Source organism: Faecalibacterium sp. Marseille-P9590, assembly GCF_017377665.1.
In the GTDB taxonomy this organism is placed as follows: Bacteria; Bacillota; Clostridia; order Oscillospirales; family Ruminococcaceae; genus Faecalibacterium.
Window position 1 is genome coordinate 23823 of the sequence record NZ_JAFREF010000002.1, and the last position, 25738, is coordinate 49560.

The 25738-nt window shown below is 46.9% G+C and carries 32 protein-coding genes and 2 pseudogenes; 23 read left to right on the forward strand and 11 right to left on the reverse strand.

Annotated elements, in window-relative coordinates:
• Position 1: 1 nt before the first annotated feature.
• Positions 2 to 289 (forward strand): preprotein translocase subunit YajC, encoded by a 288-nt coding sequence (yajC, locus tag J3349_RS02770; RefSeq protein ID WP_207676394.1) that lies wholly within the window; start codon positions 2 to 4, stop codon positions 287 to 289.
• 157 nt (positions 290 to 446) lie between these two features.
• Here yajC and fba read toward each other — a convergent pair whose 3' ends face one another.
• From fba to J3349_RS02785, 3 genes are all read right to left on the reverse strand, one after another.
• Positions 447 to 1298, reverse strand: a complete 852-nt coding sequence (fba, locus tag J3349_RS02775; protein ID WP_207676395.1) for a class II fructose-1,6-bisphosphate aldolase — start codon at positions 1296 to 1298, stop codon at positions 447 to 449.
• A gap of 133 nt (positions 1299 to 1431) precedes the next feature.
• Positions 1432 to 2397, reverse strand: coding sequence for a Gfo/Idh/MocA family oxidoreductase (locus tag J3349_RS02780; RefSeq protein ID WP_207676396.1), 966 nt, complete (start codon positions 2395 to 2397; stop codon positions 1432 to 1434).
• Between the two features lie 30 nt (positions 2398 to 2427).
• On the reverse strand, positions 2428 to 3627 hold the full coding sequence (locus J3349_RS02785) for an AraC family transcriptional regulator (protein ID WP_158396474.1): 1200 nt from the start codon (positions 3625 to 3627) through the stop codon (positions 2428 to 2430).
• A gap of 216 nt (positions 3628 to 3843) precedes the next feature.
• Between J3349_RS02785 and agaV the strand changes: the two genes are divergently transcribed.
• From agaV to J3349_RS02805, 4 genes are read left to right on the forward strand one after another with little or no spacing between them, the layout of a single operon-like run.
• The gene (gene agaV / locus J3349_RS02790) at positions 3844 to 4320 is read left to right on the forward strand and encodes a PTS N-acetylgalactosamine transporter subunit IIB (protein WP_015565947.1); all 477 of its coding nucleotides are present in this window, start codon (positions 3844 to 3846) and stop codon (positions 4318 to 4320) included.
• A gap of 44 nt (positions 4321 to 4364) precedes the next feature.
• Positions 4365 to 5183, forward strand: a complete 819-nt coding sequence (locus J3349_RS02795; protein WP_158396476.1) for a PTS sugar transporter subunit IIC — start codon at positions 4365 to 4367, stop codon at positions 5181 to 5183.
• Positions 5173 to 6000 carry a PTS system mannose/fructose/sorbose family transporter subunit IID gene (locus tag J3349_RS02800; RefSeq protein ID WP_158396477.1) on the forward strand — a complete coding sequence of 276 codons (828 nt, stop codon included), beginning with the start codon at positions 5173 to 5175 and terminating at the stop codon, positions 5998 to 6000. The genes J3349_RS02795 and J3349_RS02800 overlap by 11 nt, the downstream gene beginning before the upstream one ends.
• A gap of 19 nt (positions 6001 to 6019) precedes the next feature.
• Positions 6020 to 6676, forward strand: a complete 657-nt coding sequence (locus J3349_RS02805) for an HAD family phosphatase (protein ID WP_158396479.1) — start codon at positions 6020 to 6022, stop codon at positions 6674 to 6676.
• 629 nt (positions 6677 to 7305) lie between these two features.
• Here J3349_RS02805 and J3349_RS02810 read toward each other — a convergent pair.
• The 7 genes from J3349_RS02810 to J3349_RS02840 form a co-directional block, all read right to left on the reverse strand.
• Positions 7306 to 7611, reverse strand: a complete 306-nt coding sequence (locus J3349_RS02810; protein WP_002304425.1) for a hypothetical protein — start codon at positions 7609 to 7611, stop codon at positions 7306 to 7308.
• Between the two features lie 85 nt (positions 7612 to 7696).
• Entirely contained in the window at positions 7697 to 9070 is a 1374-nt protein-coding gene (locus J3349_RS02815; RefSeq protein ID WP_002304423.1) for a site-specific integrase, read from the reverse strand.
• A gap of 4 nt (positions 9071 to 9074) precedes the next feature.
• On the reverse strand, positions 9075 to 9698 hold the full coding sequence (locus tag J3349_RS02820; protein ID WP_002304420.1) for a helix-turn-helix domain-containing protein: 624 nt from the start codon (positions 9696 to 9698) through the stop codon (positions 9075 to 9077).
• 117 nt (positions 9699 to 9815) lie between these two features.
• Positions 9816 to 10052, reverse strand: coding sequence for a helix-turn-helix domain-containing protein (locus tag J3349_RS02825; RefSeq protein ID WP_002304418.1), 237 nt, complete (start codon positions 10050 to 10052; stop codon positions 9816 to 9818).
• A 6-nt stretch (positions 10053 to 10058) separates the two neighbouring features.
• The gene (locus J3349_RS02830; RefSeq protein WP_002578938.1) at positions 10059 to 10466 is read right to left on the reverse strand and encodes a type II toxin-antitoxin system PemK/MazF family toxin; all 408 of its coding nucleotides are present in this window, start codon (positions 10464 to 10466) and stop codon (positions 10059 to 10061) included.
• Positions 10467 to 10980: 514 nt separating this feature from the next.
• Positions 10981 to 11286 (reverse strand): helix-turn-helix transcriptional regulator, encoded by a 306-nt coding sequence (locus J3349_RS02835; RefSeq protein WP_002304413.1) that lies wholly within the window; start codon positions 11284 to 11286, stop codon positions 10981 to 10983.
• Positions 11287 to 11548: 262 nt separating this feature from the next.
• The gene (locus J3349_RS02840) at positions 11549 to 12112 is read right to left on the reverse strand and encodes a hypothetical protein (RefSeq protein ID WP_002304412.1); all 564 of its coding nucleotides are present in this window, start codon (positions 12110 to 12112) and stop codon (positions 11549 to 11551) included.
• A 286-nt stretch (positions 12113 to 12398) separates the two neighbouring features.
• Between J3349_RS02840 and J3349_RS02845 the strand changes: the two genes are divergently transcribed.
• Positions 12399 to 12848: a helix-turn-helix transcriptional regulator gene (locus tag J3349_RS02845; RefSeq protein WP_002304411.1), complete on the forward strand. Its 450-nt coding sequence runs from the start codon at positions 12399 to 12401 to the stop codon at positions 12846 to 12848.
• A 51-nt stretch (positions 12849 to 12899) separates the two neighbouring features.
• On the forward strand, positions 12900 to 13454 hold the full coding sequence (locus J3349_RS02850; protein WP_002304410.1) for an ImmA/IrrE family metallo-endopeptidase: 555 nt from the start codon (positions 12900 to 12902) through the stop codon (positions 13452 to 13454).
• Between the two features lie 162 nt (positions 13455 to 13616).
• Here the strand turns inward: J3349_RS02850 and J3349_RS02855 are convergent, their stop codons facing one another.
• Complete coding sequence (locus J3349_RS02855) at positions 13617 to 13994, reverse strand: helix-turn-helix transcriptional regulator (RefSeq protein WP_002578940.1); 378 nt, start codon at positions 13992 to 13994, stop codon at positions 13617 to 13619.
• 382 nt (positions 13995 to 14376) lie between these two features.
• On the opposite strand from J3349_RS02855, the gene J3349_RS02860 reads away from it, so the two are divergent.
• The 16 genes and pseudogenes from J3349_RS02860 to J3349_RS02935 all read left to right on the forward strand — a co-directional run bounded on the left by J3349_RS02860 (position 14377) and on the right by J3349_RS02935 (position 25617).
• The gene (locus J3349_RS02860; protein WP_002304408.1) at positions 14377 to 15513 is read left to right on the forward strand and encodes a site-specific integrase; all 1137 of its coding nucleotides are present in this window, start codon (positions 14377 to 14379) and stop codon (positions 15511 to 15513) included.
• Between the two features lie 34 nt (positions 15514 to 15547).
• Positions 15548 to 15931: a helix-turn-helix transcriptional regulator gene (locus tag J3349_RS14250; RefSeq protein WP_347564967.1), complete on the forward strand. Its 384-nt coding sequence runs from the start codon at positions 15548 to 15550 to the stop codon at positions 15929 to 15931.
• Positions 15903 to 15992: pseudogene (locus J3349_RS14160) on the forward strand (peptide-binding protein); the annotation flags it as partial. The gene J3349_RS14250 and the pseudogene J3349_RS14160, both read left to right, overlap by 29 nt.
• Before the next feature lie 46 nt (positions 15993 to 16038).
• Entirely contained in the window at positions 16039 to 16776 is a 738-nt protein-coding gene (gene erm(B), locus J3349_RS02875) for a 23S rRNA (adenine(2058)-N(6))-methyltransferase Erm(B) (RefSeq protein WP_207676398.1), read from the forward strand.
• Between the two features lie 169 nt (positions 16777 to 16945).
• Positions 16946 to 17050, forward strand: a pseudogene (locus J3349_RS02880) (topoisomerase DNA-binding C4 zinc finger domain-containing protein); the annotation flags it as partial.
• A gap of 107 nt (positions 17051 to 17157) precedes the next feature.
• On the forward strand, positions 17158 to 18408 hold the full coding sequence (locus J3349_RS02885; protein ID WP_002578771.1) for a Cfr family 23S rRNA (adenine(2503)-C(8))-methyltransferase: 1251 nt from the start codon (positions 17158 to 17160) through the stop codon (positions 18406 to 18408).
• Between the two features lie 396 nt (positions 18409 to 18804).
• Complete coding sequence (locus tag J3349_RS02890; RefSeq protein WP_009896537.1) at positions 18805 to 19227, forward strand: sigma factor-like helix-turn-helix DNA-binding protein; 423 nt, start codon at positions 18805 to 18807, stop codon at positions 19225 to 19227.
• 330 nt (positions 19228 to 19557) lie between these two features.
• Positions 19558 to 19758: a hypothetical protein gene (locus tag J3349_RS02895; RefSeq protein WP_009896535.1), complete on the forward strand. Its 201-nt coding sequence runs from the start codon at positions 19558 to 19560 to the stop codon at positions 19756 to 19758.
• A 133-nt stretch (positions 19759 to 19891) separates the two neighbouring features.
• On the forward strand, positions 19892 to 20038 hold the full coding sequence (locus tag J3349_RS02900) for a hypothetical protein (protein WP_009896533.1): 147 nt from the start codon (positions 19892 to 19894) through the stop codon (positions 20036 to 20038).
• 91 nt (positions 20039 to 20129) lie between these two features.
• Positions 20130 to 21830: a recombinase family protein gene (locus J3349_RS02905; protein WP_009896532.1), complete on the forward strand. Its 1701-nt coding sequence runs from the start codon at positions 20130 to 20132 to the stop codon at positions 21828 to 21830.
• Between the two features lie 14 nt (positions 21831 to 21844).
• Positions 21845 to 22189 (forward strand): recombinase family protein, encoded by a 345-nt coding sequence (locus J3349_RS02910; protein WP_009896530.1) that lies wholly within the window; start codon positions 21845 to 21847, stop codon positions 22187 to 22189.
• Between the two features lie 86 nt (positions 22190 to 22275).
• Positions 22276 to 23094, forward strand: coding sequence for a hypothetical protein (locus J3349_RS02915; RefSeq protein ID WP_021386793.1), 819 nt, complete (start codon positions 22276 to 22278; stop codon positions 23092 to 23094).
• Between the two features lie 19 nt (positions 23095 to 23113).
• Positions 23114 to 24154: a hypothetical protein gene (locus J3349_RS02920; RefSeq protein WP_002304399.1), complete on the forward strand. Its 1041-nt coding sequence runs from the start codon at positions 23114 to 23116 to the stop codon at positions 24152 to 24154.
• Positions 24155 to 24163: 9 nt separating this feature from the next.
• Positions 24164 to 24418 carry a hypothetical protein gene (locus J3349_RS02925; RefSeq protein WP_002588965.1) on the forward strand — a complete coding sequence of 85 codons (255 nt, stop codon included), beginning with the start codon at positions 24164 to 24166 and terminating at the stop codon, positions 24416 to 24418.
• Between the two features lie 16 nt (positions 24419 to 24434).
• On the forward strand, positions 24435 to 24698 hold the full coding sequence (locus J3349_RS02930; RefSeq protein ID WP_002304397.1) for a DUF1292 domain-containing protein: 264 nt from the start codon (positions 24435 to 24437) through the stop codon (positions 24696 to 24698).
• Positions 24699 to 24747: 49 nt separating this feature from the next.
• Complete coding sequence (locus J3349_RS02935) at positions 24748 to 25617, forward strand: zinc metalloprotease HtpX (RefSeq protein WP_002588966.1); 870 nt, start codon at positions 24748 to 24750, stop codon at positions 25615 to 25617.
• The last annotated feature ends 121 nt before the right edge of the window (positions 25618 to 25738 follow it).

Sequence of the window (25738 nt, forward strand, 5' to 3'; positions counted from 1 at the left end):
TATGACGATCAACTGGGAAGTTATCATCTGGACCTGCATCACGCTGGCCGTGCTCATGAGCATCATCGGCCTCATCCTCTACGCCATTTCGGCCAAGAACGTGCGCAGCAAGCGCAAGGAGCTGGGTGAGGTACACACGGAGCTGAAAGTCGGCTCCCGCATCATGTTCGCGGGCGGCGTCTACGGCAAGGTGGTCAGCATCGACGACGAGGACACCCTCCGCGTAGAGGTGGCCCCCAAGGTCGTCATCACCATCTCCCGCTACGCAGTCCAGAGCCTGCTGAAATAAGGCGGCATTCCCCCATATTTGCTACTTTTACCTTTCTTTCATAACGGCAAGGCCCCCACAGAATGTTCGGCATTCTGCGGGGGCCTTGTCATTTGTGCAGCAAAAAGCGGGAGCGGACATCCCGAAGGACATCCGCTCCCGCTGCGATTTTATGTGATTAAGCCTTGCCGTTGCTGCCGCAGACCAGGATCTTTCTCTTGACGTATTCCTTGACGTACTCGCGGCCGACGGCGCTGTACTTCTTGGGGTCGAAGACTTCGGGGTCCTTGGCGAGGTATTCCTTCAGGCCCTTGCTGAAGGCAATACGCAGGTCGGTGGCGTAGTTGACCTTGCACATACCGCGTGCGACGCACTCGCGGACAGCGTCATCCGGCACGCCGGAGGTGCCATGCAGCACCAGAGGCACAGACACGACCTTGCGGATCTCGCTCAGGCGCTCCATATCCAGCTTGGGAGTTCCCTTGTAGACGCCGTGGGCAGTGCCGATGGCGACAGCCAGAGAATCGACGCCGGTGCGCTCTGCAAACTCAGCAGCCTCGGAGGGGACGGTGTAGCCGTTGCCATTGCCGCCGTCAAGGTCGTCTTCCTTGCCGCCGACCTTGCCCAGCTCAGCCTCCACCGGGATACCGGCGGAGTGGCAGGCGCGGACAACGGACTTGGTGATCTCGATGTTCTCCTCAAACACATGGTGAGAACCGTCGATCATGACGGAGGTGTAGCCGGCACGGAATGCCTGCATGGCCAGCTCATAGCTGCTGCCGTGGTCGAGGTGCATCACGACGGGGACACTTGCCTCAGAAGCGGCTGCGGCCACCATGGCGTGGAACATGGCCGGAGAAGCGTACTTCAGGGTACCCGGGGTGGTCTGGACGATGACGGGAGCGCGCAGCTCCTCAGCAGCGGCGATGATGGCCTGCACCATCTCCATGTTCTCGGCATTGAACGCGCCGATGGCGTAATGGTTCTTCTGAGCGTCGAGCATCAAATCTTTGGTCGTAACTAAGGACATAGTAAAACCTCCCAAAACTTTACCTTCTTCAAAAAGCGTTAAGAGTTTAACGATTCATCTTTATTATAGATAGTCTTGGCTAATTTGGCAAGAGCAAAAAACGCCAAAGAGTTTGTCATTTGCGGTTGAAAGCTCAGAAGCCCAGCTGTGCATCCTCCCGGGCGGCTTCCAGAACGGTGACCACCTGCCGGGTCTTTTTCAGTGCGGCGTAGCAGGCATCATAGTCCTTGAGGGCCAGGATCATGGCGATCTCCGCCACCTCGTAGAACCACGGCGACTCGCTGTACTCGCTGCAAATATCTTCCTGTCCGGGACGGACGAGGCGGAGCTTCTGGCAGTTGCTGCTGCCCGGCTCGATGAGGATACGGCCCGCGTCGCCGATGAGCTGGACGCTGCCCGGCGCGGCGCAGTCCTTCGCGCCGGTACACTGGCAGATGAAGTCGGGGTATTCCAGCAGGAGGATGCCGCTGGTGTCGATGCCGTTCCGGTAGAGGTTCGGATGGTAGCTCACCAGCATGGGTTCGCCGAACAGCCCCACCACAAAATGTACATTATAGAGGTTCAGGTCCATCAGTGCGCCGCCGCAGCAGGCCGGGTCAAATACCGGCGGCACCTGCCCGGAGAGCAGGGCATCGTACCGGCTGGAATACTGGCAGAAGGTACAGGAGACGATGCGGAGAGAACCGATGTCGTCGAGGTACTGCTTTGCAAGTGCATAGTTGGGGTGGTGGGCCGTGGTGATGGCCTCGAAGAGGAAGAGGTGCTTCTCTTTCGCCAGCGCGATGAGCTCGTCAGCCTCCGCCACGGTAGGGACGAAGGGCTTCTCGCAGAGGACGTTCTTTCCGGCCAGAAGCGCTGCCTTGGTCTGTGCATAGTGCAGGCTGTTGGGAGTGGCGATATAGACCAGCTCAATGTCCGGGTCGGCCAGCATGGCGTCATAGTCGGTGTAGACCTTCGGGATGCCGAACTGCTGTGCCAGCGCCTCGCCGGTGGTCTGCTGCCGGGAGCAGACCGCCTCACAGCGGAACGCAGGGACCTTTGCAAACTCTGCTGCCATCGTGCGGGCGATGGAGCCAGTGCCGAGGATGCCGATATTCATAGGAACGCCCTTCCTTATATATAATGGGTATCAGACGCTGCTCTGACAGTTCTGCTTGACGAATTCGCTGGGGGACATGTGATACTTCATGTTGAAGGACTTGGAGAAATAATGGATGGAGCTGTAGCCCAGACGCAGCGAAATTTCGCTGATGGTATAGCGGTTCTCGAGGAGCATCTGACAGCTGCGCTCCAGCTTCTTGTCGTTGATATACTTTTTGGGCGACTGGTCCACCGAGTTCTTGAACAGCAACTGCAGAGCGGACCGGGACAGCGAGAAATGCTCGCAGATCTCCGGGATGGTGAGGGGGTCGTAGATGTTGTCGTCGATATAGGCGATGATGCGGTCGAACAGCTCGTCCATGGCGCTCTGGTGGGCCGTGCTGCTGGCGGGGGCCATGGGGGAGGCATAGGTGCCTTGGAGCAGCCGGATGATGGTCTCGGTCAGCAGGCAGAGCATCAGGCTGTTCATATAGGGGATGCCGGTGGTGCTCTCCCGGACGAAGGTTTTTAATAAGGTGTTTATCTTCTGGTCGTAGTGGAACACCCGGTTGATGAGGGCGTCATACCAGACCTCCCGCTCCACGGGAGTCAGGTTGCGCATATCGAAGAGGATGGTCATATAGGAGGCCCTGTGCTCTTCGTCGGTGTACTGGGTGTGGAACTGGCCCGGGCCGTATATCATCAGGTCTTTTTCTTTTAAGTGGTAGAGCGTGCCGTCCACTTCGGTCTCCAGCTCGCCGGTGTCCACGTAGGTCAGCTCGAAGAAATCGTGCCGCTCACCATGGAAACAGTAGTTCTCAGTGCGGATGCGGTAGTAGTAGCCCAGAATTTTCTGTATCTCGATGCGGGGCAGGACGGCCAGAAATTCGTACTGGGAAGGAAAGTCTGTGATATGCAGCAAGTAGCTGCTCTCGGCGTAAAGGTCGTACTCGAGCTTCTGGGTCGTGGAGACGACGGCGAAGTAGATATTTGGCTTGATGTGGATGAGCCTGTTCATCGCAAACTCCTGCACATCGGCAGCCTCCGCCGTGTGGGAGACCAGCAGAACGCCAATGCCGCTCTTTACCTGTAAATAGGTATCGCAGTTGAAGCAGTAGAACTGGGAGACATAGCGGCGGGTGATGGCAACCATCGTCTGGTGAATGAGCTCCGGGTGCTCGCGGTCGATGGGCTGGTGGTAGACCGAGCCGTAGTCCAGAAAACTGTCGTTGGAAGTTTCGCGTTGCATTCAAATCCCTCCTTACTGAAAAAGTATATCATTTTTTTGGCATTTTGACTAGTCTTATTTATACTTTTTTGGTAGATTGTAATGAGACTCACCGAATTTAACCGTTTTTTCGAAACAATTTGTTAAAAAATATAAAGACATTTGTTCAAATATAGCCTATAATGTAGTTACTCTGAATTGGAAACTCAGACAAAAAACTCAAGGAGGAATTTGAGAATGCCGAACATTGTTCTTACGCGGATCGACAACCGTCTTGTTCACGGTCAGGTCGCAACGCAGTGGTGTGGCGCCATTGGTGCAAACCTTATTCTGGTGGCCAACGACGAGGTGGCTGGCAACAGCCTGCGTCAGGGCCTGATGAATATGGCCGCTCCTGCCTACGCTGCAATGCGTTACTGGACCATCCAGAAGACGATCGATACCATCCACAAGGCCAGCGCCAAGCAGCTGATCTTCATCGTCTGCGAGAACCCGCAGGATGTCGTGAAGCTGGTGGAGGGTGGCGTTCCCATCAAGAAAGTCAACATCGGCAACATGCACATGGCAGAAGGCAAGCGCCAGGTGGCAGGTTCTGTCGCAGTTGACGACGCCGATGTGGCTGCGTTCAAGCGGCTGCAGGAGCTTGGTGTGGAACTGGAGATCCGCCGCGTTCCTACCGAACACGCTGAAAACATCGAAAAGCTGTTCAAGTAAGCTTTCCGGGTGCTTTCGAAAATACTTGAAAAGGAGTATTTATTATGGGCTTTAGTGCACTTCAGATCATTCTGGTCTTTGTGTGGGTGTTCATCGTCGCCATCGACCAGTTTGATTTCCTGGAATCCCTGTACCAGCCTATCGTTTCCGGTGCTGTCATCGGTGCGATCTTGGGCGATCTTCCCACCGGTCTGATCGTTGGCGGTACTTACCAGCTGATGACCATCGGTAACATGCCTGTCGGCGGCGCTCAGCCGCCAAACGCAGTCATCGGCGGCGTCATGGCTACCGTGTTTGCGATCTCTTCTCATCTGGATACCACCGCTGCTGTCGGTCTGGCAGTTCCCTTCGCTCTGATCGGCCAGTACATGGTTACCTTCCTGTTCACCCTCATGTCCCCCATGATGTCCAAGGCTGACCAGCTGGCAGCAAAGGGCGACACTAAGGGCATTGTCCGTCTGAACTATCTGGCAATGGCTCTTCTGGGCCTGCTGTTCGCCATCGTCTGCACCCTCGGTATGCTGGGCGGCTCTGCAATGGGTACTACCCTGAGCAACCTGGCCGCCAAGTATGCATGGATCATGGCTGGTCTGGGCGCTGCTGGCGGTATGATGCGCTTCGTCGGTTTCGCAACCCTGCTGCGCATCATGCTCTCCAACGAGTTCTGGGGCATCTACTTTGCTGGTTTCGCTCTGGCAACCATCATCGGCTACATCCCCGAGCTGTCCGGTTCTGCTCTGCTGCTGATCGCATTCGTTGGTGTTGCGATCGCTCTGTATGACTACCAGACTCGCGTTGCTATCAAGCAGGCTGCTGGTTCTGGTTTTGCTGCGAATGGAGGCGACGACGAAGATGGCATCTAATGCAACTCATTACAACAATCTGACTCCCGCGCAGCCTTTGGATAAGGCTACGCTGAACAAGATGGTGCTTCGTTCCCTGAACCTGCAGGCATCCTTCAACTACGAGCGTATGCAGGCCGCCGGCTGGCTGTACTGCATCCTGCCCGGTCTGGAGAAGATCCACGCAGACAACAAGGAAGACCTGGAGCTCTCCATGGAGCACAACCTGGAGTTCTTCAACACTCACCCGTTCCTGGTCACCTTCGTCATGGGCATCATCCTCTCTCTGGAGCAGCAGAAGGCTGACATCGAAACCATTCGTGCCGTGCGTGTTGCCGCTATGGGTCCTCTGGGCGGTATCGGCGACGCAATCTTCTGGTTCACTCTGGTTCCCATCACCGCAGGTATCACCTCGAACATGGCCATCAACGGTTCGCTGGCTGGCCCCATCCTGTTCCTGCTGATCTTTAACATCGTGCAGTTCGCATGCCGCTTCTTCCTGATGTACTGGTCTTACAACCTGGGCACCAAGGCTATCGACATCCTGACTGCCAACGCTAAGGAGTTCACCCGTGCAGCTTCCATGCTGGGCGTCTTCATCGTCGGTGCTCTGACTTCCAACTACGGCGGCACCACCGTTGCTACCGTCATCGAGAACGGCGACAGCCCCATCGTTATCCAGAGCATTCTGGATGGCGTCCTGCCCAAGCTGATCCCTCTGGCTCTGACCCTCGGCCTGTTCTTCCTGATGAAGAAGAAGAACTGGAAGCCCGTTACCTGCATCGCTCTGCTGCTGGTCATCGGTCTGGTCGGCGCATTCTTCGGCATCTTTGCTTAAGACATAAGCCGGAATCACAATGCACGCGGTACTTCTTGATTTTAATGGGACGATGTTCTTTGATACCCGCTTCCACATGGAGGCGTGGTCAAAGATCTATCATGAACTGCATCCCGAAGATAAAAGCCCTCTTGCATCGACGAAGATTTGCGGTCCCTGCAATGATGTCATCCTGAAGAACATGGCCCCGTGGCTCACCCCTGCGGAGCGCCAGCAGTATTCAGAAAAGAAAGAGGCGCTGTACCGGGAGGCATGCAGGAACGATCCTGCCAGTTTACACCTCGTAGCAGGTGCTGAAGAGCTGCTGCAAGGCTTACAGAAGCGCGGCATCCCGTTCGCGCTGGCGAGTGCTTCCATAAAAGCAAATGTTGATTTCTACTTTGACTCGTTTCCAATCGGTCACTGGCTGAAACAACAGGACGTCGTGTACGACGACGGAAGCTATGCCGACAAAGGCGAGATGCATCTGGAAGCTGCGCGGAGGCTGGGTGTTCCGTTCTCTGAGTGCTTGGTCATCGAGGACAGCGTCACCGCCATCGCTCTGGCAAAACGAAACGGCGCAGGCCGGATCGTGGGCGTCGGAGAGACGGCAGACGGGCCCGAGCTGCTGGCACTGGGAGCAGACCACTACATCCACGACTTTACAGAATTTGATTACGGTTGGCTGGAAAACTGAGTTCACCCAATGAGTTTCCACTTCCACAGTTGATAAGGCGGCTTCGAGAGATCGAAGCCGCCTTTGTCGTGTCCGGATGACTATGGTTTTGAACTGCACAGGGGTCAAAAGTGGAAAACTGCGCAGGGAGGATAAAATAAAACGCGGAGGACTTTCCCGTTAAAAGAAAAGTCCTTCGCGTTTTTGCAATATGTCCCAGACAGGAGTCGAACCTGCGGCCTTCCCCTTAGGAGTAGACCCGATACGACATCGGGAAGTGGCATCTAATGCTTAAAAATGCTTGGAAATACAAGGTTTTTCAGCATTTCAAATCCCATCTGATACTACGCTGTGATAGCTAATTCAGAGGGATTTTACACCGTCCGATTGGCTCGAAATTAGCAAGTCTTTCGATTTTTGGTGGACGTTGCAAGTGCAAGTAAATGTCACTATGTAACTTCTCGTGATGCGAAATGATAGGAAATCCTATTCATTCTCGTGTGAGGGTGCGGGTGTCCTTAGACACAGATTTCAGTCTGTTTTATATATCATTTCAAAATGAATTTTTCAACCAGAATTATTAAGAATTTCAAAGGTTTTTCAGACTCAATGATTCTATGTAATTTAGACCCGCCGAAGCAGGTCTTTTTTTATTTCAGCATAATCTCTCTATCCTCAGCGCCGAGCATATAAGCACCCTTGGCAAAAGCATCCCTTGCAAGAAGCTCTGCTACATCAACCCTATCGAACAGCATCCATATTTCTTTCTCTTTCGGAGTCAGTTCATGGCTATGGTCAAACAAATGCTCAAGTCCCAATCCTTCAAGCAATGCCGACTTTGCTGCTTTGTATTCCTCAGCTCTGCCAACATATTCGTCGTTCCTTTCCTTGGAAAATGCCTCGATATTGTCAGCTCTCAGATGCTCGTAATACTCGTCCATAAAGATTCTATCCATACTCGTTGACCTCCATAACAAAAAAATAAGGGCAGACCCTTTTACAGCTATTGTAGCTATGTAAAAGGATCTGCCCTTGCAGTTACTATAATGTTTTTGCCAGCGACTTCAGGAGTGCTGCCATTTCCGGATTTTGCAGAAGCTTCAGAAGAAGTTCTTTATCATCAGCGGAGCTTTCCGTTGCGGCTGGTTGAACCGGCTCAGGCGTTGCCTGTCTGCCTGAGTAGAACGCAGCTTCCATTCTTTCAGCGTTCAGTCTGCGGTCATCGTCGATGATATGGGAGTAAACATCCGCTACCATCTTGACCTGTGCATGACCGGAATCGCCTTGAACGGATTTCATATCGCCGCCGTTCAGCTTCAGCTTGTAAGTGATACTGGAATGTCGGAGACTATGGAAAACCACTTTCGGCAGTCCCTTCTCCTCAATCAGCTTATTGAAAGCACGGTTGATAACCTGCCCCTCAATCGGCTTGCCATTGGAAGAACAGAAAACCAGATTGAAGTCTACGAACTCGTCACCGAAAAGGTCTTTCAGTTCTTCGATGTCAGCCTTTCGCTGTACCAACATTTCCGCTACGGTTTTCGGTAAGAACACCTTGCGGACACTTGTTTTGGTCTTAGGAGTTTTGAGAACCAATGCGGTATGCGTACTGGCGAAGGTCGGTGGGAACTTGAACATGATGTCCTTACCGTCCAGATCTGCCATCGCTTCACGATTTACTCTCTGCAACTCCTTTTCAACGAAGATGCTTGCCTGACCAAGTTCAATACTGGTGGGGGAAATGTCAATACAGTCCCAGGTAAGCCCCAGAAGCTCGCCCATTCGCAGGGAACAGGAGAAGGCAAGGTTAATAGCCAGACGAAGAATATCATCGTCACAGGCTTCCAGAGCCTTCTGGAGCACTTCTGCTGTCCAGATATCCCTGGTCTTGTGTTCTTCTTTCGGCAGCGTAGCGTGCTCCACAGGGTTTCTGGTCATCAATTCCCACTTGACCGCTTGATTGAAAGCATTTCGCAATGTCTTGTGAACCTCTCGGACAGTATGCGGAGTCAGATATTCTGTACGGGCTTTTACATACTTAGAAGAAACCGCTTTGACAGAAAGCAAATCTCGGTAATACTTGTCCATGATTCTCGGCGTGACATCCTCCAGCTTCATATCACCGATGAGGGGACGAATATAGTTTGCAATCAGGCTCTTTCTGCTTTCATAGGTAGACATCGCCCAGGTGTTCACACCATAGATTGACATATACTCATCCAAAAGATCATTGACGGTTTTAGCAGAAGGGGGAATAAAGGTTCCGGACTCCTGCTCATATTCAACCTGCAACTTCCTTTTCTTTGCTTCGGCATTCGTTTCAAAGGTTTCCCACTTCTGACGCTTGTTGCCGTTCTCATCGGTGTATGTATAAACCACAGAATACTTCTTTTTTCTCTTAACGATAGATGCCATGTAATCAGCTCCTTTCCTGTCTATCTTCCGCTAACTGGTAGCGGGTCTGATTGTGATACCATTTTTCAAAGCTCTCTTTGGTAGCTCGCTTATACCTGCCAACCTTGATAAGCTCAAAATCTTCATTGGCAACGATATAGTAAATGGTCTGACGATGTACCCCAAGCATTCTTGCCATTTCCGGCAGACCGTAGGTGGATGCCATAATATCTGCATCCAGTTCCTGATCCTCTACCGTGCGGTAATCGGTTTGAGAAGCATACCATCTTTCAAAGCTCTCCTTTGTCACTCTGCGCTTGCCCAGGACATCGACCACATCAAAATGCCCTTTGGCAACCAGTTCGTAAGCAGTCGCTTCTTTCAGCCCAAGGCGCTGTCCAAGCTCCTCCATTGAATATGTAGTTTTCTTCAATTCCTCGCCGGGAGGGGTTCCATCGACCTTCTGGTATTTGAACTGATTGGCATACCATTCTTCAAAGCTGTCGATCATCACCCTCATGGTGTTGCCGACAAGAATGGTTTTGAAGTAATTCTTCTTAATGAGCCAGTATGACTCCGTTTTACCAAGACCGAGCATCCTGCCCATTTCCAGAACAGACATACTCGTGCGTTTTCTCATTTCCGCCATCGTACAACCTCCTATGTAAAAAATGTAGCCATGTGTTTCTTGTCATGGCTACATTTTATCGAACTCTCAATATGTTTTGAAGTTTGTCGCCGGGTTGTACGACGCCCTTGACAAATCTTACATTTGATGATCCAACCACTCATCAAAACTCTTTTTGGAGATTCTGATACTGCCACCGATGCGGACGCTATGGAAAACTTTCTTTTTCACAAGGTTGTATGCGCTGGTTCTGCTGATGCCCAGAATATCCTGAATCTCATCAACCGTATAGGTTCTCTTATCAAACTGAACTGCGTTAGCAGCCATCGCTTCTTCGGTGCGCTGATTCATGGCAGCGATTCTTTCTTCAAACATTTATGTTCACTCCTTCGCTCTCTTTGCTTTATGTTTTGGGGAACGCTTTTTCAGCTGTTCCATTGCCAGGCTGACAGATAAGGCTTTCTCAATCGCTACCATTTCACGGGGCGTTACCTTACCTAAGTAATTATCAATCCTGCTTTTATCAATGGTACGAATCTGTTCCAGCTGAACAACGGACGCTTCTTTGAATGCAGGATTGTCGTAAATAACAAAGTGCGTCGGCATATTCGCTTTCTTATGGATTCTGGTGGTGACCGTTGCCACAATCAATGTGGGAGCGTGTTTATTACCGGTATCGTTCTGAATGACGATAACCGGACGGATGCCGCCTTGTTCCGACCCAACTACCGGGTCCAGCTTGGCGCAATAAATATCACCACGGCAATATACCCAATTTTCTTTCATCATGTGCCATGACCTCCTTTCGTTGGCTATGTAATAACTGACTGCCAGAAAGGAATCAGGCAGTCAGTCCAAAAGTCTATGTGTCCCATATTTGCCACGCACCCCTGGGAAAGAGGGCTTACGCCCTCAGGGAATCACCGAACGACTGATTGCGAATCAGTTCCATAGGAATCTAACCTCTGCCGGGTTCTCCGCCAGCTCCGTAGAGAAGTATCTTTAATCCTGTTGCTTTCATGGCCGTATTGGGAGCAACCCAATATTTACAAGCCAGTATTGATCGCTGGCATCGGGAGAGAGACAAGCGCTTAATTTATAGAAGAAAGTCGTTCTGTTTCTCTATCCGATACGTCTCGGCGTACCGCTGATGTGGCTGATGCTCTCGCACCGGCAACAGGAACGTATTCGATGACTGTGTATTCAGTTTTCAAGGATCAAGCAGCCGATTTTCTTTGGCTGTATCTAAATTGTACCTGTTCCTCATGCAAGTTTTTATTGCCTCGTAGGTATAGTTTTGAGGTTATTCACGACCTAAAAATATGTAATCAAGGGTTGTCTCAAAGCGCACAACCAGTTCGATTGCCAAATCAATAGAGATACCTCTGTTGCCGGTTTCAATTCGTGCAATGGTGTTTGCGGCAACACCTAACTGCTCCGCAAGCTGTTCCTGTGTAAGCCCATGTTCCTTTCTCAAGGCTTTAATTCTTTTTCCGCTTTCAACCAAGTCGTAATACATTTTCGTTCCTCCGTGTTTTTGAATTTGTGAAGTTGCAAAATCAAAAACAGCGGGAGGAGATCGTGCCCGATTCTCAATACCCTTTGCCATCTGCCTGTCCTCCTTGCAGGCATAAAAAAAGAGCCGGAGTAAATTACTCCAAGCTCTCGTTCATGCCTTTGTGTTAATTATGGGGGAAAATAGGCAGGTATAAAAAAAGCCCCGTACCCATTACAGGCACGAGGCGTAACTCTCTCTATTCAATTTTATGCCGCTATCTCCCAGCATAGCCATTTTAACACTGGACAAGTCGGACTTTCAGTAGGGGAACCGTCGTATTTTCATCGGATTTTAGTCGGACTAAAATCCTGTCTTAGCATTCACAATAACACAATGCTTCTTCCTCCCGGGCACTTTCCAGGAAATCTTTCAATTTAGGAATGGCTGTTCCCCAAAGTGACAGACCAAATAACAGTATCGCTTCTTTCTTTCGGTCATAGTAGGTGCTGCGTTCCATATTCAAAACCTCCAGCATTTCTGATTCCCTGTACTTGAAGCGGTTGAGATATGCCTTTGAGATAATCTCACAGTACAGAGCGCCTTTATCTGGATATTCTCTGATTTTCAACATAGCCATATCTACCAGTTCAATGATCCACTTTGTCTCAAATAAGCTGCGAATGCGTTCTTCAAATCGTTCTCTCGCTTCATCCGGAGCAAAGTTCTCCAGATAAATCAATGCACCATCTAAGCTGTCACCGTAAGTACAAATAAGGGTATCACATACATCATTCGCACGATCAATGGTAGACCAGCACACCTCTCGATATATGGATAAAATCAGCTTTGCTCTTTCATACAGAACCTTCTCGTCAATGTTCTGCATCCGGCAAAGCATTCGAATACTGCTTAATACCTGTGTATTATATCTGCTCATTCAGAATCTCCTTTCAGCCTAATCCATAAAATAAGAATTCCTTTCTAACTCCTGTCACTTGGCTAAAGGGAAACAAATACCATGGGACAAGAATGACTATAACTTCCGATATTTGATTAAAATAACAGAAGTGAAATCGGAAGTTCTTGACTTTATAAAAGTTCCGATATATAATTAAGTGGAATTAAAACTTCTGTTATGATTCTTATTATAGCATTTTCCAGAAGTTTGTCAACAAATAATCGGAAGTTACGAATAAATATTTTTTGAAAGGAAGGATACTACCATGACATTTGGAGAAAAAATTAAAGAAGCTCGTTTGGCTATGAACCTATCTCAAACGGAGCTTGCCCAGATGACCGGCATTTCCGAAAGATCCCTTTACACCTATGAGCAGCTCGGAACACTCCCCAGAAAAAGCAACATCAGAAAACTTGCTGAAGCACTGCATATCTCTGTGTCCTATCTTTTGGACGAATCTGAAACGGATAGCCAGAGCCATATAGATCAGGATATGTTTATTTTAGAGGCAAAGGAAAACTTCGGTTCAAAAGGAGCAAAAGAAGCTCAGGAAGTGTTGGGTCGTGTAAATTCTCTGTTTGCCGGTGGAGAATTGGACGAGGACGCAAAAGATGTATTCTTCCAGGCGATTATGTCAGTTTATATGGACTCTAAGAAAACAGCACGGGAAAAGTACACTCCGAAGAAATACAGAAAGCATAAAGATAAAGAGTAAAATCCTCAAGCACAGAATATGTTTTCTGTGTGCGATTCGGAGGTGAAGCAAATGAAAACGGCAGAGCATATCATTGAAACTGTCGATAAGCTTGTGCGAAAATATCACACCAGAGACCCTTACGAGCTATGTCAGCTGTTAGGTATCAAAATCCACTATTACGATTTACAGAAGAAATTGAAGGGCTTCTTCTATTACCAGTCCAGACAAAAGAATATCGTGATAGATCACAATGTGAACGGTATCCTGGAGCGTATATTAGTCGCACATGAATTAGGACACGCTGTCCTGCATACAAAAATCGCTATGATGCACGGCTTTCAAGAAATGGAAGTTTTTGATGATAGATCAATCGAAGAAAATGAAGCAAACTTCTTTGCGGCGGAGCTTCTGTTAGAAGATGGGAAAGTCCTGGAATGCCTTTCGGAACACACATTTTTTGAAACGGCTAAAATGCTCTATGTACCGGCAGCATTATTAGACTACAAATTCAGCCTGCTCCACGAAAAAGGAGAGCTGGTAAATTCGATGTATATTCGTAAAGCAGATTTCCTGAAAGAAGATCTTCATGCCTACGATAACGACATTGGTTATGGCGATATATGAATATCTATTTTTATATCTTTACAGAAAAAGTCCACCAGTACGATGCGTAGTGCATCATGACTGGTGGACTTTTTGCTTCTTAAAGAATCAGTATATTGTGCTGCAAAAAAGAACCCCATAGCAGTTCACTCTGTACCGTCAATGGGCTTCTTTTTCATTATATCAATCAAGCTCCGCTTTTTTTATCATCTCTTGCTGGTCAATCAAGACATCAATCAACTTTCCTACGGTTATCAATGTTGTTACATTACACTTTTTCAGTTTTGCAGCAATCTCATTATCAATGATGCTGTCGCATTTTGCATATGGGGTATCCAGTAAAAAATAGTCAAAGTTCTTTTCCAAGACGAATGCCAGTTTTAGAAGCATTGCCAAAGAAACTTTCGTCTGTCCAACTTCAACATGGCTCATATGATTGTTCGAGCAACCAACCAACGCACCCAAATCAGCCTGACTATAACCCTTTTCCAGTCGGGCAGCTCTAATGCGCTGACCAATCTTAACGTAATCAATTTCCGGTTGCGTTTCAATCACCTCCATGCTGTGTATGATTCTGCTATACATTATAAAATGTACCAAAAATCTCAACAACCAACATCGGGTGCAAGTTGCATTTATAAATGCAATATGATAAAATTTTATAGGCAGATTGCATTAAATGATAGAATGAAAAGAACCCCAAGACGACAATATGAGCTATCTTGAGGTTCTTTAAAATAAAAAATTCGTAGAGTACATTACTCCACGAATCGCATTCTTCTCTGTTTTTTTTAGTTTATATCTTTATTTTACAAATTGTCGCACTGTTTGTCAATATGTTAGGGACATAAAACACGAGGTTTTGCACAAAAATCCATCTTAGAAAGTTCCAAAGTCACAATTTGCCGTCAGAATTATAGTCATATTGAAGGAGGTGTACCTTATGGCACGAAAAGGAGAAAATATTTACAAAAGGAAAGACGGCAGATGGGAAGGAAGATACATTAAGTCCCGATCTTCTACAGGCAAAGCCAATTACGGTTATGTTTATGCAAAGTCATATCGAGAAGTCAAGGCAAAACTTATCAGTCAAAGTTCGTGCACGAGTAATTCTGTCACTGTCGATCCAGAAATTAGCTCAGATCAATTTGAACAGGTTGCTATGGAATGGTTTCAAGCTATATGTCCTAAAGTGAAGGAATCTACAAGCAACAAATATAGGAATCTTCTCAGCTCGTATATACTTCCTGTGTTCGGAAGCAAACAATTGCGTGATATAACACACGAGTTTATTGAAACGCAGTGTAATTTTTTCCTTGTTTCTGGTGGATTAAAGGAGAATGGACTTTCCTCTAAAACTGTTTCAGATATTTTATCTCTAATTCGAAATGTCTTACAATTTGCCACCCGAAACGGGAAAGCCATTTCTTGTGACGCACGATCTATACAGATAAAACGTCAAACGAAGGAAATGAGAGTTTTGAGTCGTGCTGAACAGGAAAAATTATGCCAATACTTGTATTCTAATCTTGATTCCTGCAATATTGGTATATTAGTATGTTTATTCACTGGTCTCAGAGTAGGTGAAATTTGTGCGTTACGATGGGAAGATGTTTCATTCTCAGATTACACAATCCACGTGCATCAAACGCTCCAGAGAATCCAAGATAGAACCAACAGTGAATACAAGACAAGGATTGTTGTTACCACACCAAAAAGTGCTTGCTCCATCCGTACTATTCCAGTACCCCATGGCTTAATGACTATTCTTACAGCACACAAAGCTTCTTCTACTGGCTACATCCTAACCAATAGCGATCAGAATCCATTAGAACCAAGAACCATGCAAAATCATTTTAAGAAGGTATTGAAAAACAGCGGAATCACCTCCGCAAATTATCACTCGTTACGTCATACATTTGCTACAAGGTGCATAGAGCTTGGATTCGATGTAAAAAGTCTCAGCGAAATATTGGGTCATGCCAGCGTGAATATTACAATGAATCGCTATGTACACCCATCCATGGATTTAAAAAGAGAAAATATGCAACGGCTTTCTGATTTATTAGCCGTCAAATAAATTGTCAACACCGTCAAATAATGCTGAGTTTTCAGTGTTTGGCGGTGTTTTTTCGTGGAGTAATGTACTCTACGAAAGAGTATACCCAGGAGGAGATTTATTGATTCAATTTGTAGGGCGAGATGCTTATAAGCAGTTTTGGAATTTTAGTAAAGATGAGAAAGAGAACTTGGCCACTCAATTGGCGATTGAGTTACCCGCACTCAGAGGAAAAGTTGGTGCATCACAAGAAGAAATTGCTTCGGCTGTTGGTATTTCACGACAAGCTTATAGTGCCTACGAAAATCGGACACGCCCAATTCCATGGAGTTTATATCTAGCACTATTGTTTTATTTTGATTACATTCCAAGTACACATTATATGATTCGCCAGCTTGAATTATTCCCAAATGAAAGAAGTTATGGAAATAAGACTTAGAAGCAAACTTAAGAGTGTGTTGATAGTGCAGTATCTTAAAATTTTGTATAATAGGAATTGAAGTTAAATTAGATGCTAAAAATTTGTAATTAAGAAGGAGTGATTACATGAACAAAAATATAAAATATTCTCAAAACTTTTTAACGAGTGAAAAAGTACTCAACCAAATAATAAAACAATTGAATTTAAAAGAAACCGATACCGTTTACGAAATTGGAACAGGTAAAGGGCATTTAACGACGAAACTGGCTAAAATAAGTAAACAGGTAACGTCTATTGAATTAGACAGTCATCTATTCAACTTATCGTCAGAAAAATTAAAACTGAATACTCGTGTCACTTTAATTCACCAAGATATTCTACAGTTTCAATTCCCTAACAAACAGAGGTATAAAATTGTTGGGAATATTCCTTACCATTTAAGCACACAAATTATTAAAAAAGTGGTTTTTGAAAGCCATGCGTCTGACATCTATCTGATTGTTGAAGAAGGATTCTACAAGCGTACCTTGGATATTCACCGAACACTAGGGTTGCTCTTGCACACTCAAGTCTCGATTCAGCAATTGCTTAAGCTGCCAGCGGAATGCTTTGATCCTAAACCAAAAGTAAACAGTGTCTTAATAAAACTTACCCGCCATACCACAGATGTTCCAGATAAATATTGGAAGCTATATACGTACTTTGTTTCAAAATGGGTCAATCGAGAATATCGTCAACTGTTTACTAAAAATCAGTTTCATCAAGCAATGAAACACGCCAAAGTAAACAATTTAAGTACCGTTACTTATGAGCAAGTATTGTCTATTTTTAATAGTTATCTATTATTTAACGGGAGGAAATAATTCTATGAGTCGCTTTTGTAAATTTGGAAAGTTACACGTTACTAAAGGGAATGTAGATAAATTATTAGGTATACTACTGACAGCTTCCAAGGAGCTAAAGAGGTCCCTAGCGCCTACGGGGAATTTGTATCGATAAGGGGTACAAATTCCCACTAAGCGCTCGGGACCCCTTGTAGGAAAATGTCCTAAGTGTGGCAACAATATTGTATTAAAAAAATCGTTTTATGGTTGTTCAAATTATCCTGAATGTACCTTCACTTTAGCTGAACATTTTGAATGAAAAATATAATTGTCGCTTGATCGAGAAACTTTATCGCATTATGGACGAGGTGAACCAAGACAGGAAAGATTGCGATTAAATAAGAAGGAGAAAATATAATTATGTCCAAGTATAAAAAAATGAAACAGCTCATAGCGGATATGCGCTTACCTGAGTATCGTTATAAGCAACTGCTTGATGCTGTGTTCCTACAAGGAATTATGCGTTTTGAAGATATGAAGTTGCTTCCAAAAACGCTGCGCGAAAAGTTGGTGGAGCAGTTTGGTGAAACTGTTGTGGAGATCAAGGCGATCCATCATGAGAAATCAATGCAAACTGACAAGGTGCTGTTTGAACTGTCGGACGGAAACCGTGTGGAAACGGTGGGTCTGTTTTATAAAGAGGGCTGGAACTCCTTTTGCATTTCATCTCAAAGCGGTTGCGGCTTCGGTTGTAAGTTTTGCGCAACAGGGACTTTGGGATTACGCAGAAACTTGACTGTGGATGAAATTACCGACCAAATCCTATATTTTATGCAACAAGGATGCAGTATCAACAGTATCTCTTTTATGGGAATGGGAGAGCCGTTCGCTAATCCACAAGTTTTTGAAGCCCTGCATGATCTGACCGCCCCGGAACTGTTCGGGCTGTCCCAGCGACGCATCACCATTTCGACTATCGGTATCGTGCCGGGTATTCAAAAATTGACAAGAGAATATCCGCAAGTCAATCTGGCCTATTCCCTCCACGCACCTACTGACCGTCTGAGGGAAACGCTCATGCCAATAACTAAAACATACCCCCTTGGTCAGGTACTGGATACATTAGATCAGCACATTCGGCAAACAAATCGCAAGGTGTTTTTGGCATACATCATGCTAAAGGATGTCAATGACAGCGACAGACACGCAGAGCAACTTACCAAGTTGTTATTCAAACACAAAAAGTATTTGCCACTATACCATTTAGATTTAATCCCATACAATCAAACGACAGTTACGGAAACTATGGTGCCCTCAAGCCACACACGAATAAAGGCCTTTTGCCGTATCATTCATAATGCAGGAATTAGCGTCAATATCCGAACGCAATTTGGCTCCGATATTAACGCTGCTTGTGGCCAGTTGGCGGGGGCCTACCGTGACGATCAAAAACAAGGAGAGAGAACAATGTCCGCTATACAAGAACAGTCTTTTGAATGGCTCTTGTGTCCTGTGTGCAAGAGCAAAACACGACTTAAAATCCGAAAGGACACGATACTTGACAATTTCCCACTCTTTTGTCCCAAATGCAAAAGTGAAATGCTTATCTGTGTCAAACAATTTCATATATCTATTATCAAAGAGCCAGACGCACAGACGCAGAGCCGATAATCCGTAGCCCTTGGGTGCGAGTTATCGGCTCTTTTGTTTTTTGGGGCGGGTATCAATCAAAGTTACCGCCTTATACGATGACTTTAGGAGGAACACGGCGGTTTCCATGGAGGGATCGTCGTGTTCATTTTGCTTTTTCACACTACCCGTGATTTTCACCTGCTAAAAAAAGCGTAGTTCTCCCTCCGGGATCGTCCGATCATGAACATGAAATATTCCAGTACATATATGTAAATAAAAACTCGTGCGTCCGCATAGCGTCATGCTGTGCGGGCGTTTTTATATATTCTTACCTTGGGACAAGTTGTCCCAAAGCTGGCAGCCCCGGCTGTCGATCCCCGCCCCCTCTCCGTTCAGAACGCCATCCACCCAGCTATCTGAACGGAGGAAAATATAATGGCTATCATCAATTTGAAAGAGTTTTACCCGTGGTACACCCACGATGAATATATCGAAGTTTCCGATGAAGTGGCCGCCGAACTGCGGGCGGACAAGCTGTACGAGGCTGCCCACCAGCGGCGGATCGTCCGCAACAAAGCGCAGTATTCCCTCGATTGCAATGATGGGATCGAATACTCTGCCTGTCTGCACGAGCCGACCCCGCAGGAGCTGTTGGAACGCATGGATCAGTTCTGCACTCTCTGGAACGCTCTCAACACCCTGCCGGAGATCCAAGGCCGCCGAGTGGATGCCTGTGTTATCCTCGGCAAGAGCTATTGCGAGGTTGCCAAGGCCGAGGGCGTAAATGAAAGTGCTGTGCGGCGTTCCGTAGAGCGTGGTTTGAAGCAGATGAAAAAACATCTTAAAGACACTCTGTAAGCCAGTCCGAATTGATGTGTTTGCTGTCCTTGGTATATAGAGAGGATTGATCCTCTCGACAACTGAATAGCGGCGGCTCCCGGCTTTGCCGGGGAGCCGAGCGGTGGGTACGCTGTGACTTCTCCCACGGGAGGACGAGCGATCCATACCAACACCGCAAGTGGGGCATCGCCACCCCACGGCCACGATCCGGCGTGGACAGGCTGGCCGCCTGTCCCGACCGGCCGCCGCACCCCAGCGGGAGCGTCATGTCGAGTATCGCTGTCTTATGACGGGCCAAGGAAATGAGCGTGGCGCTCCCAAAATCTTTATCAAGGAGGAAAACCTATTATGAGTTGCGATCCTGTATTGGCGGCTATGCTGGCCCGGCCGTGGAACAACAATGCCTGCCGGGGCTATGTCATCTACGCTATGGAAAACTGTGGCTTTTCTCCCACGGACATCCGGCGTGTGGTGGCAGAACTCCACGAGGTTTTTGACTTCTGCGGGCTGGAGGAGGCCCAGCAGCACTTTGAGAACGGCCCCTATTGACCTTGGGACAACCTGTCCCAAGGTGGAGCAAGGCAAGAGGGCGGCACCGCCGAGGTGCCGCCTTTCTGCGTTTCCCCACGGGACAAGGGGAACTGTCGGTCATTGTTTCTCGCTGCGCCGAAAGGAGGCCCACATGGAAGTTCCCGTACCAACCAAGGAGGAATACACTTATCAAGTCGGAAAAATCCAATTTATTGTCACGCCCGTCTACAAGGACAAAGGCGAGTCTATGCGTGACATTCTCTTGAAACTGATGTTGGCTGATTTGGAGCCAGCTTAACTTTTCATCCACATCCTTAACACGGGCGGTCAACGGAGGTATAATATAAATAGGATAAAACCTCTTGTTTGACTGCTGGAAGGAGGATATTTTGAAACAGTCAAGCAAGAAAACCGCCCTCGGCACAGCCGCCCTTTACTGCCGACTGAGCCGTGATGATAATATGGACAACGAGTCCAACAGCATCAGCAATCAGAAAAAGATACTGCAAAAAGCCGCCAAGGACAAGGGCTATACGGACACCATCTTTTTCGTGGATGACGGTATCACCGGCACCACCATGAAGCGCCCCGGCTTTCAGAAAATGATCGCCGCAATCGAGGCCGGGTATATCTCGGCGGTGTTCGTCAAAGACCTGTCCCGGCTGGGCCGCAACTACATTGAGGTGGGTAAGCTCACCGAGGAGTTTTTCCCGCTTCATGATGTGCGGCTGGTGGCCGTGTCCGATGGCGTGGACAGCGACGAGGGCGAGGATGACTTCACCCCGTTCAAAAACATAATGAATGAGTACTACGCCAAGGACATCTCCAAGAAGCGCCGGATCGTCAATAAGATGAAAGGCAACGCCGGGATTCCGCTGTCCCCACCGCCCTATGGCTATATCAAAAACCCGGACGATCCCCGGTTTTGGGTGGTCGATCCCGTGGCCGCCGATGTGGTGCGCCGTATCTACCGCATGGCGCTGGAGGGGTACGGGCTGGCCGAAACTGCCGCCGCTCTCGGCGCTGATGGTATCGTCAACCCCACCTACTACTGGCGCAGCAAGGGTACAAGCCGGGGCGGTTCCAAAAGTACCTTGGAGCCTACCAAGTGGGGCCATACCACGATCAAGAAAATCCTTACCACGCAGGAGTATTGCGGCGATGTCATCAACTTCAAAAGCTACTCCAAATCCTACAAGATGAAGCGCCGGATCGAAAACCCGGAGGAAAACCGGGCGATCTTCCTCAATGTTCACGAGGCTATTATTGATCGGCCCACTTGGGAAAAGGTACAGGCGCTGAAGGCCGGAACCCGGCGCAAGCGCCCCACCGTCACCCAAGAGCCAAGCGCCTTTTCCGGCGTGATGAAGTGTCCCGAGTGCGGCGGCAATCTGAACTTCCACTTTAATCAGAACAACCACGACATCAAGTTTTTCAGTTGCCAAAACCATAATTCGGGGCTGCGTAAATGCTCGTCCACCCACTATATTCGGCTGGACTTCTTGGAGCAGGTCGTTCTCTACGAGGTGCATCGGCTGGCCTGTTTCGCCAACGAGTACGAAAACGACTTTATCAAAGCGATGGTGGGCCGCTCGGCAAAGGTAGCCGAAAATGAGCGGGTACGCAAAAAGCGGGAGCTGGATGGGCTGCTGGCCCGTGACCGGGAGTTGGACACACTCTTTGAGCGGCTGTATGAGGACAATGTTTCCGGCAAGATCGACGATGCCCGGTTTGCGAAAATGGCAAAGCGCTATGAGCAGGAGCAGGGCGAGAACGCCGGACGCATCAAGGCCCTGCGGCTGGAAGTGAAAAAGCTGGAAGAAAAGCGGATGGATGTAGATGACTTCTTGGAAACGGTACGCCACTACACCAACGCCGCCAAGATCACCAAACGAATGGTAGCCGAGCTGATTGACCACATCGAGGTCTATCCTGCGGTCAAGGAGGACGGTGTAACCAACCAGCGGGTGACGATCCACTACAACTGTATCGGGGCCTTTGAGGTGCCGGATCGCCGCAAAATCCCCGAGCGGGACATCCTGCTGGAAACGAGAAAAGGCGTAGCATTAAGCTACGCCCCGGCGGTGTAAAGGTGGTGTGGGATATGAGAGTTTTCATTTACTGCCGTGTGGCCCGTGACGATACCTTTGCATTGGAACACCAGCGGTTCTTGCTCCAGCTTTACGCAAAGCGGGCGGGATATACCATTATCGGCGCTGCGGACGAATACGGCAGCGGGTTGACCCTTGACCGTCCGGGCATGGGAAAGGTCACACAGGCCGTTCTCGCTGGCGAGGTGGATGTGGTGTTAGTCCATAGTCTGACCCGGATAGGCCGGGAATGGGGGATGACCCAAAGCTATATCGACCAGCTCACCCGGCACAAGGTCAAGCTCCTTTGTATCAAAGAACGCTGCTTGTTCAGCGAAAAAGGCGTGATCCATTTTTGAGCATAAAAATGGACGTTATGCTGAAATGTGGAAACATTATACAGAGGCGATTGATTTGAAAGTTCAAACAAAGGTGGTGCAGTAAAATGAAAAAATTAAAAGAAATATTATTTTTATCAGATAAAGGCTATACTGATTTGAAAAAAGCAATAGGTGCTGGATGGCAAGATAAAAAATACAACGAGTTGGGCGTGGTTGTAAGAGACTGCAACAAGGCTCTCAATGACATATTGGTAATTATGCTTCAAGCAGAAAAATATGTGGCTTTACTCGCCAAGAGCCTTAGTGAATACGAAAGTGTTCAACTAGGATCTACAAATGGAATATCTGCAAGCACACCTCAGACCAGTAGTTTTGCTGTTACACCATCAAGTGCAGATACAACCACCTTTGAGTCAAATACCTTTGGTTCTAATCTTGCATTTGTTCAAGACAGACTATCAGCTGAACGATATTTTTCCCGTGGAAATCACTATGAAGAATATCGAGATTATTGGGAGAACGGGAACTATACCTTTTCTCGAAATGAAAATCCAGAACTCGTATACGTTAGAGCAAGGGATATTGAAGGAGTTTATCTCAGTGACCGAGAACTTGGGAACCCGGAAGGATTTTGGACACGGAATGGTCGAGAGGGATGGTCGAGAGAAAACATTCTAAGGCGAGCTTCGCACATCCAAGATGTTCGTCAAAATACTGAGTCAGGAATGTCTTTGGATGAGCTTTCACAAAACCCAGTGTTAGATGATACCATTCGTAGCTATTACAATAATCCTGTCCAGGTTGCGCAGGTAGGTTCTTATTATGTATTTCAGAGTGATGGGCGACATCGAACACTTGCAGCTCAATCGCTTGATACATATATCCCGGTTTTAGTAACAGGTAGCTACACTCGAAATGATTAACAAATGAGGAGGTGAGTGTTTGAGCAACGTAAATGCTGATGCAACTCAATTACTGACAATACTGAAAAATATGCGGACCTCCATTTCTTCTATCGAAACTACAAGAAGTTCTGTGAAGATGAAATATCAGCAATTGGGAATTGGATGGAATGACAAGAAGTACGATGAGCTGGGAACTATCGTAAAAGATTGCAACAAAGCCCTGAATGATATTTTACAGATTATGCTTCAGGCCGAAAAATACGTTGCTTCACTTGCCAAAAGTGTACAAGAATATGATAATGTTAATTTGGACACTCCTTCTGCACGAAATTCTTTCCTCCAGGGTCTGCAAACACCTAATGTTGGTAATTCGTCTTATCAGTATTGCCTTGGCGTGCTAACCCAAGGTAGCACACCAGACGGATATATCGCTGTTATATCACAACGCCATGAAAATGCAGAGCAGAATGTCAGAGAAGTGTTTGACCATTTCGCTGGTAAACTGATGATACAAGATTCTGAATATCCACCGGATCAGACAGCACATTACTCACCGGGAAATTATATAGGGCATTCACGAGGAGTCTACTACAATGCAGCTTCTGATATGACAAATCCAAGAGGTGCAGGAACAACTTATTTCCACGAGCTTGCTCACATGATCGACCATGCTTCGTGCAACTATCGGAGCAATCTATCCAATACTCCAGAATTTGCTGAGGCACTGGTTGAGGACGGACAAAGAATCCTGAGCTTATATAACAATCTTCCAGTGGAAAAGCAAACTGCTTTTCTGACCCGTATTAGGCAGGATTCAGCTCACTCCTTCTCGGACTTAATTGATGCGACAACAAATGGTCAATTGCACGGAAATTATGGTCACTCAAGGAACTATTGGACGAGACCGGGCAATCTACAAGCAGAAGCCTTTGCCCACTTTTTTGAAGCGTCTATGGGAGACCAAGGCAAATTAGAGCTATTAGCAAATTTCTTTCCTACAGCGTTTGGTATTTTTTCTTCAATGATTGATTCTATTAGACCAGATAATCATGTTAGGGTCTTGAGCAGAGAAAGGTAGGTGCATACAATGGACAAAAACAAGAGCGTTGCAGATTTTATGAATAGCTTCCTTAATACACCTGAACCGAAAATTGATAATGAGTATTATGAAATCGAAGAACAGTATTTTCGGCAATTCGGTCATGGTGTCCCAAGGGAAATGTTGCCTGATAGCATTTCAACGGAACAAATTAAACAAGCCATGAAAAAATGCATTCTTTCCAAAAAGGATAATCTCTTTGAACTATTAGGCATCATTATCAACGATAATTATTTATATTAAGAAAAGGAACGACGACATGGATGAAGACAACATTATAACTTTGAATGATGAGAATGGGAACGAAGTTGAATTTGAATTTCTTGACTTAATACCGTATCGCCAGAACGAATATGTTGTCCTGCTTCCTATTGGAGATTCGGATGGGCAAGTTGTTATTTTGCAGCTGAAAGAAATTGACGATGAAACAGAAGAATATGTTGGTGTTGAAAACGAATTTGTGTTAGAGACTGTCTTTGCTCTGTTCAAAGAGCGAAACAAAGATTTCTTTACATTTGAGTAATTAAACAATGCAAGCTCAAACCAACAACACGATAAAAGGGGGGTGCATTATGGATATTTGGCATCGTGTAGGCAGAATTGTTCGCTTCTCAAACTTAGGAACTCTTCTGTTCTTTACTCTTAATATTCTGCTGATTGTTGCTGTGTTCGGTTCGTCAGGAAGCATTGTTGAACTGATTTGTATTTACTTTTTCACAGTAGCTATCAGCTTATCCCCATTAGGCGAAATGTGCCTGGCTGCCTTCGCAGGAGCAAGCGATATAAAAAGAGTAGATATAAAACTTCGAGTTGTCCCGCTGGTTCAATATGTTTTAGATAAAGCAAAAGAGAACACATCATACTGTCCTAAAAAAGTGAAAGTGAAGATTATCCATGATCCTGCTCCAAATGCATTTGCTCTAGGTAGGCAAACACTATGCATAACTGACGGATTGCTTTTACTCTCCGATGATATGATACTTGGAATTCTCGCCCATGAGATCGGACATCTCTCATACGGACATACTGTTATCCAATTATTGATTGGCGGGGGCAATATATTTATATCCGGGTGCCTCCTGTTAATCAAAATATCCTACTGGATTTTTTCTGCAATCATGGGGCTGTTCGCAATATGCTCTCGTAGTGGTGTAATGGGTATAATTACCGCAGTTTTCGCAGGAATATCAACAGCACTTTCTTGGTTATGGGTAAAGTTCTGTATGCTTTTTCTGATGTGGTCTATGAGACAAAATGAGTATCTGGCTGATGAATTTGCTTATAAAATTGGTTTTGGTCTTGAATTAGCGACGGTATTAGACCAACATATCTCAGATGTTCCGCATGATGGTTTTCTCAGTGCAATATACTCAACTCATCCATGCAACGATGATAGGGTTGCAGCATTGCAAAATTTAGGTGTACCCTATTCTCGATACTAAATTCATAATCTCACAAATTGGCAAGCAGTGTAAACCTGTACAGGTTCACTCATTTTCTCGATTTTCCCTTCGGTGCAATCTTCGCAAATTTGCTTGTTGGGGAAGCATCCCCAATCCCCTT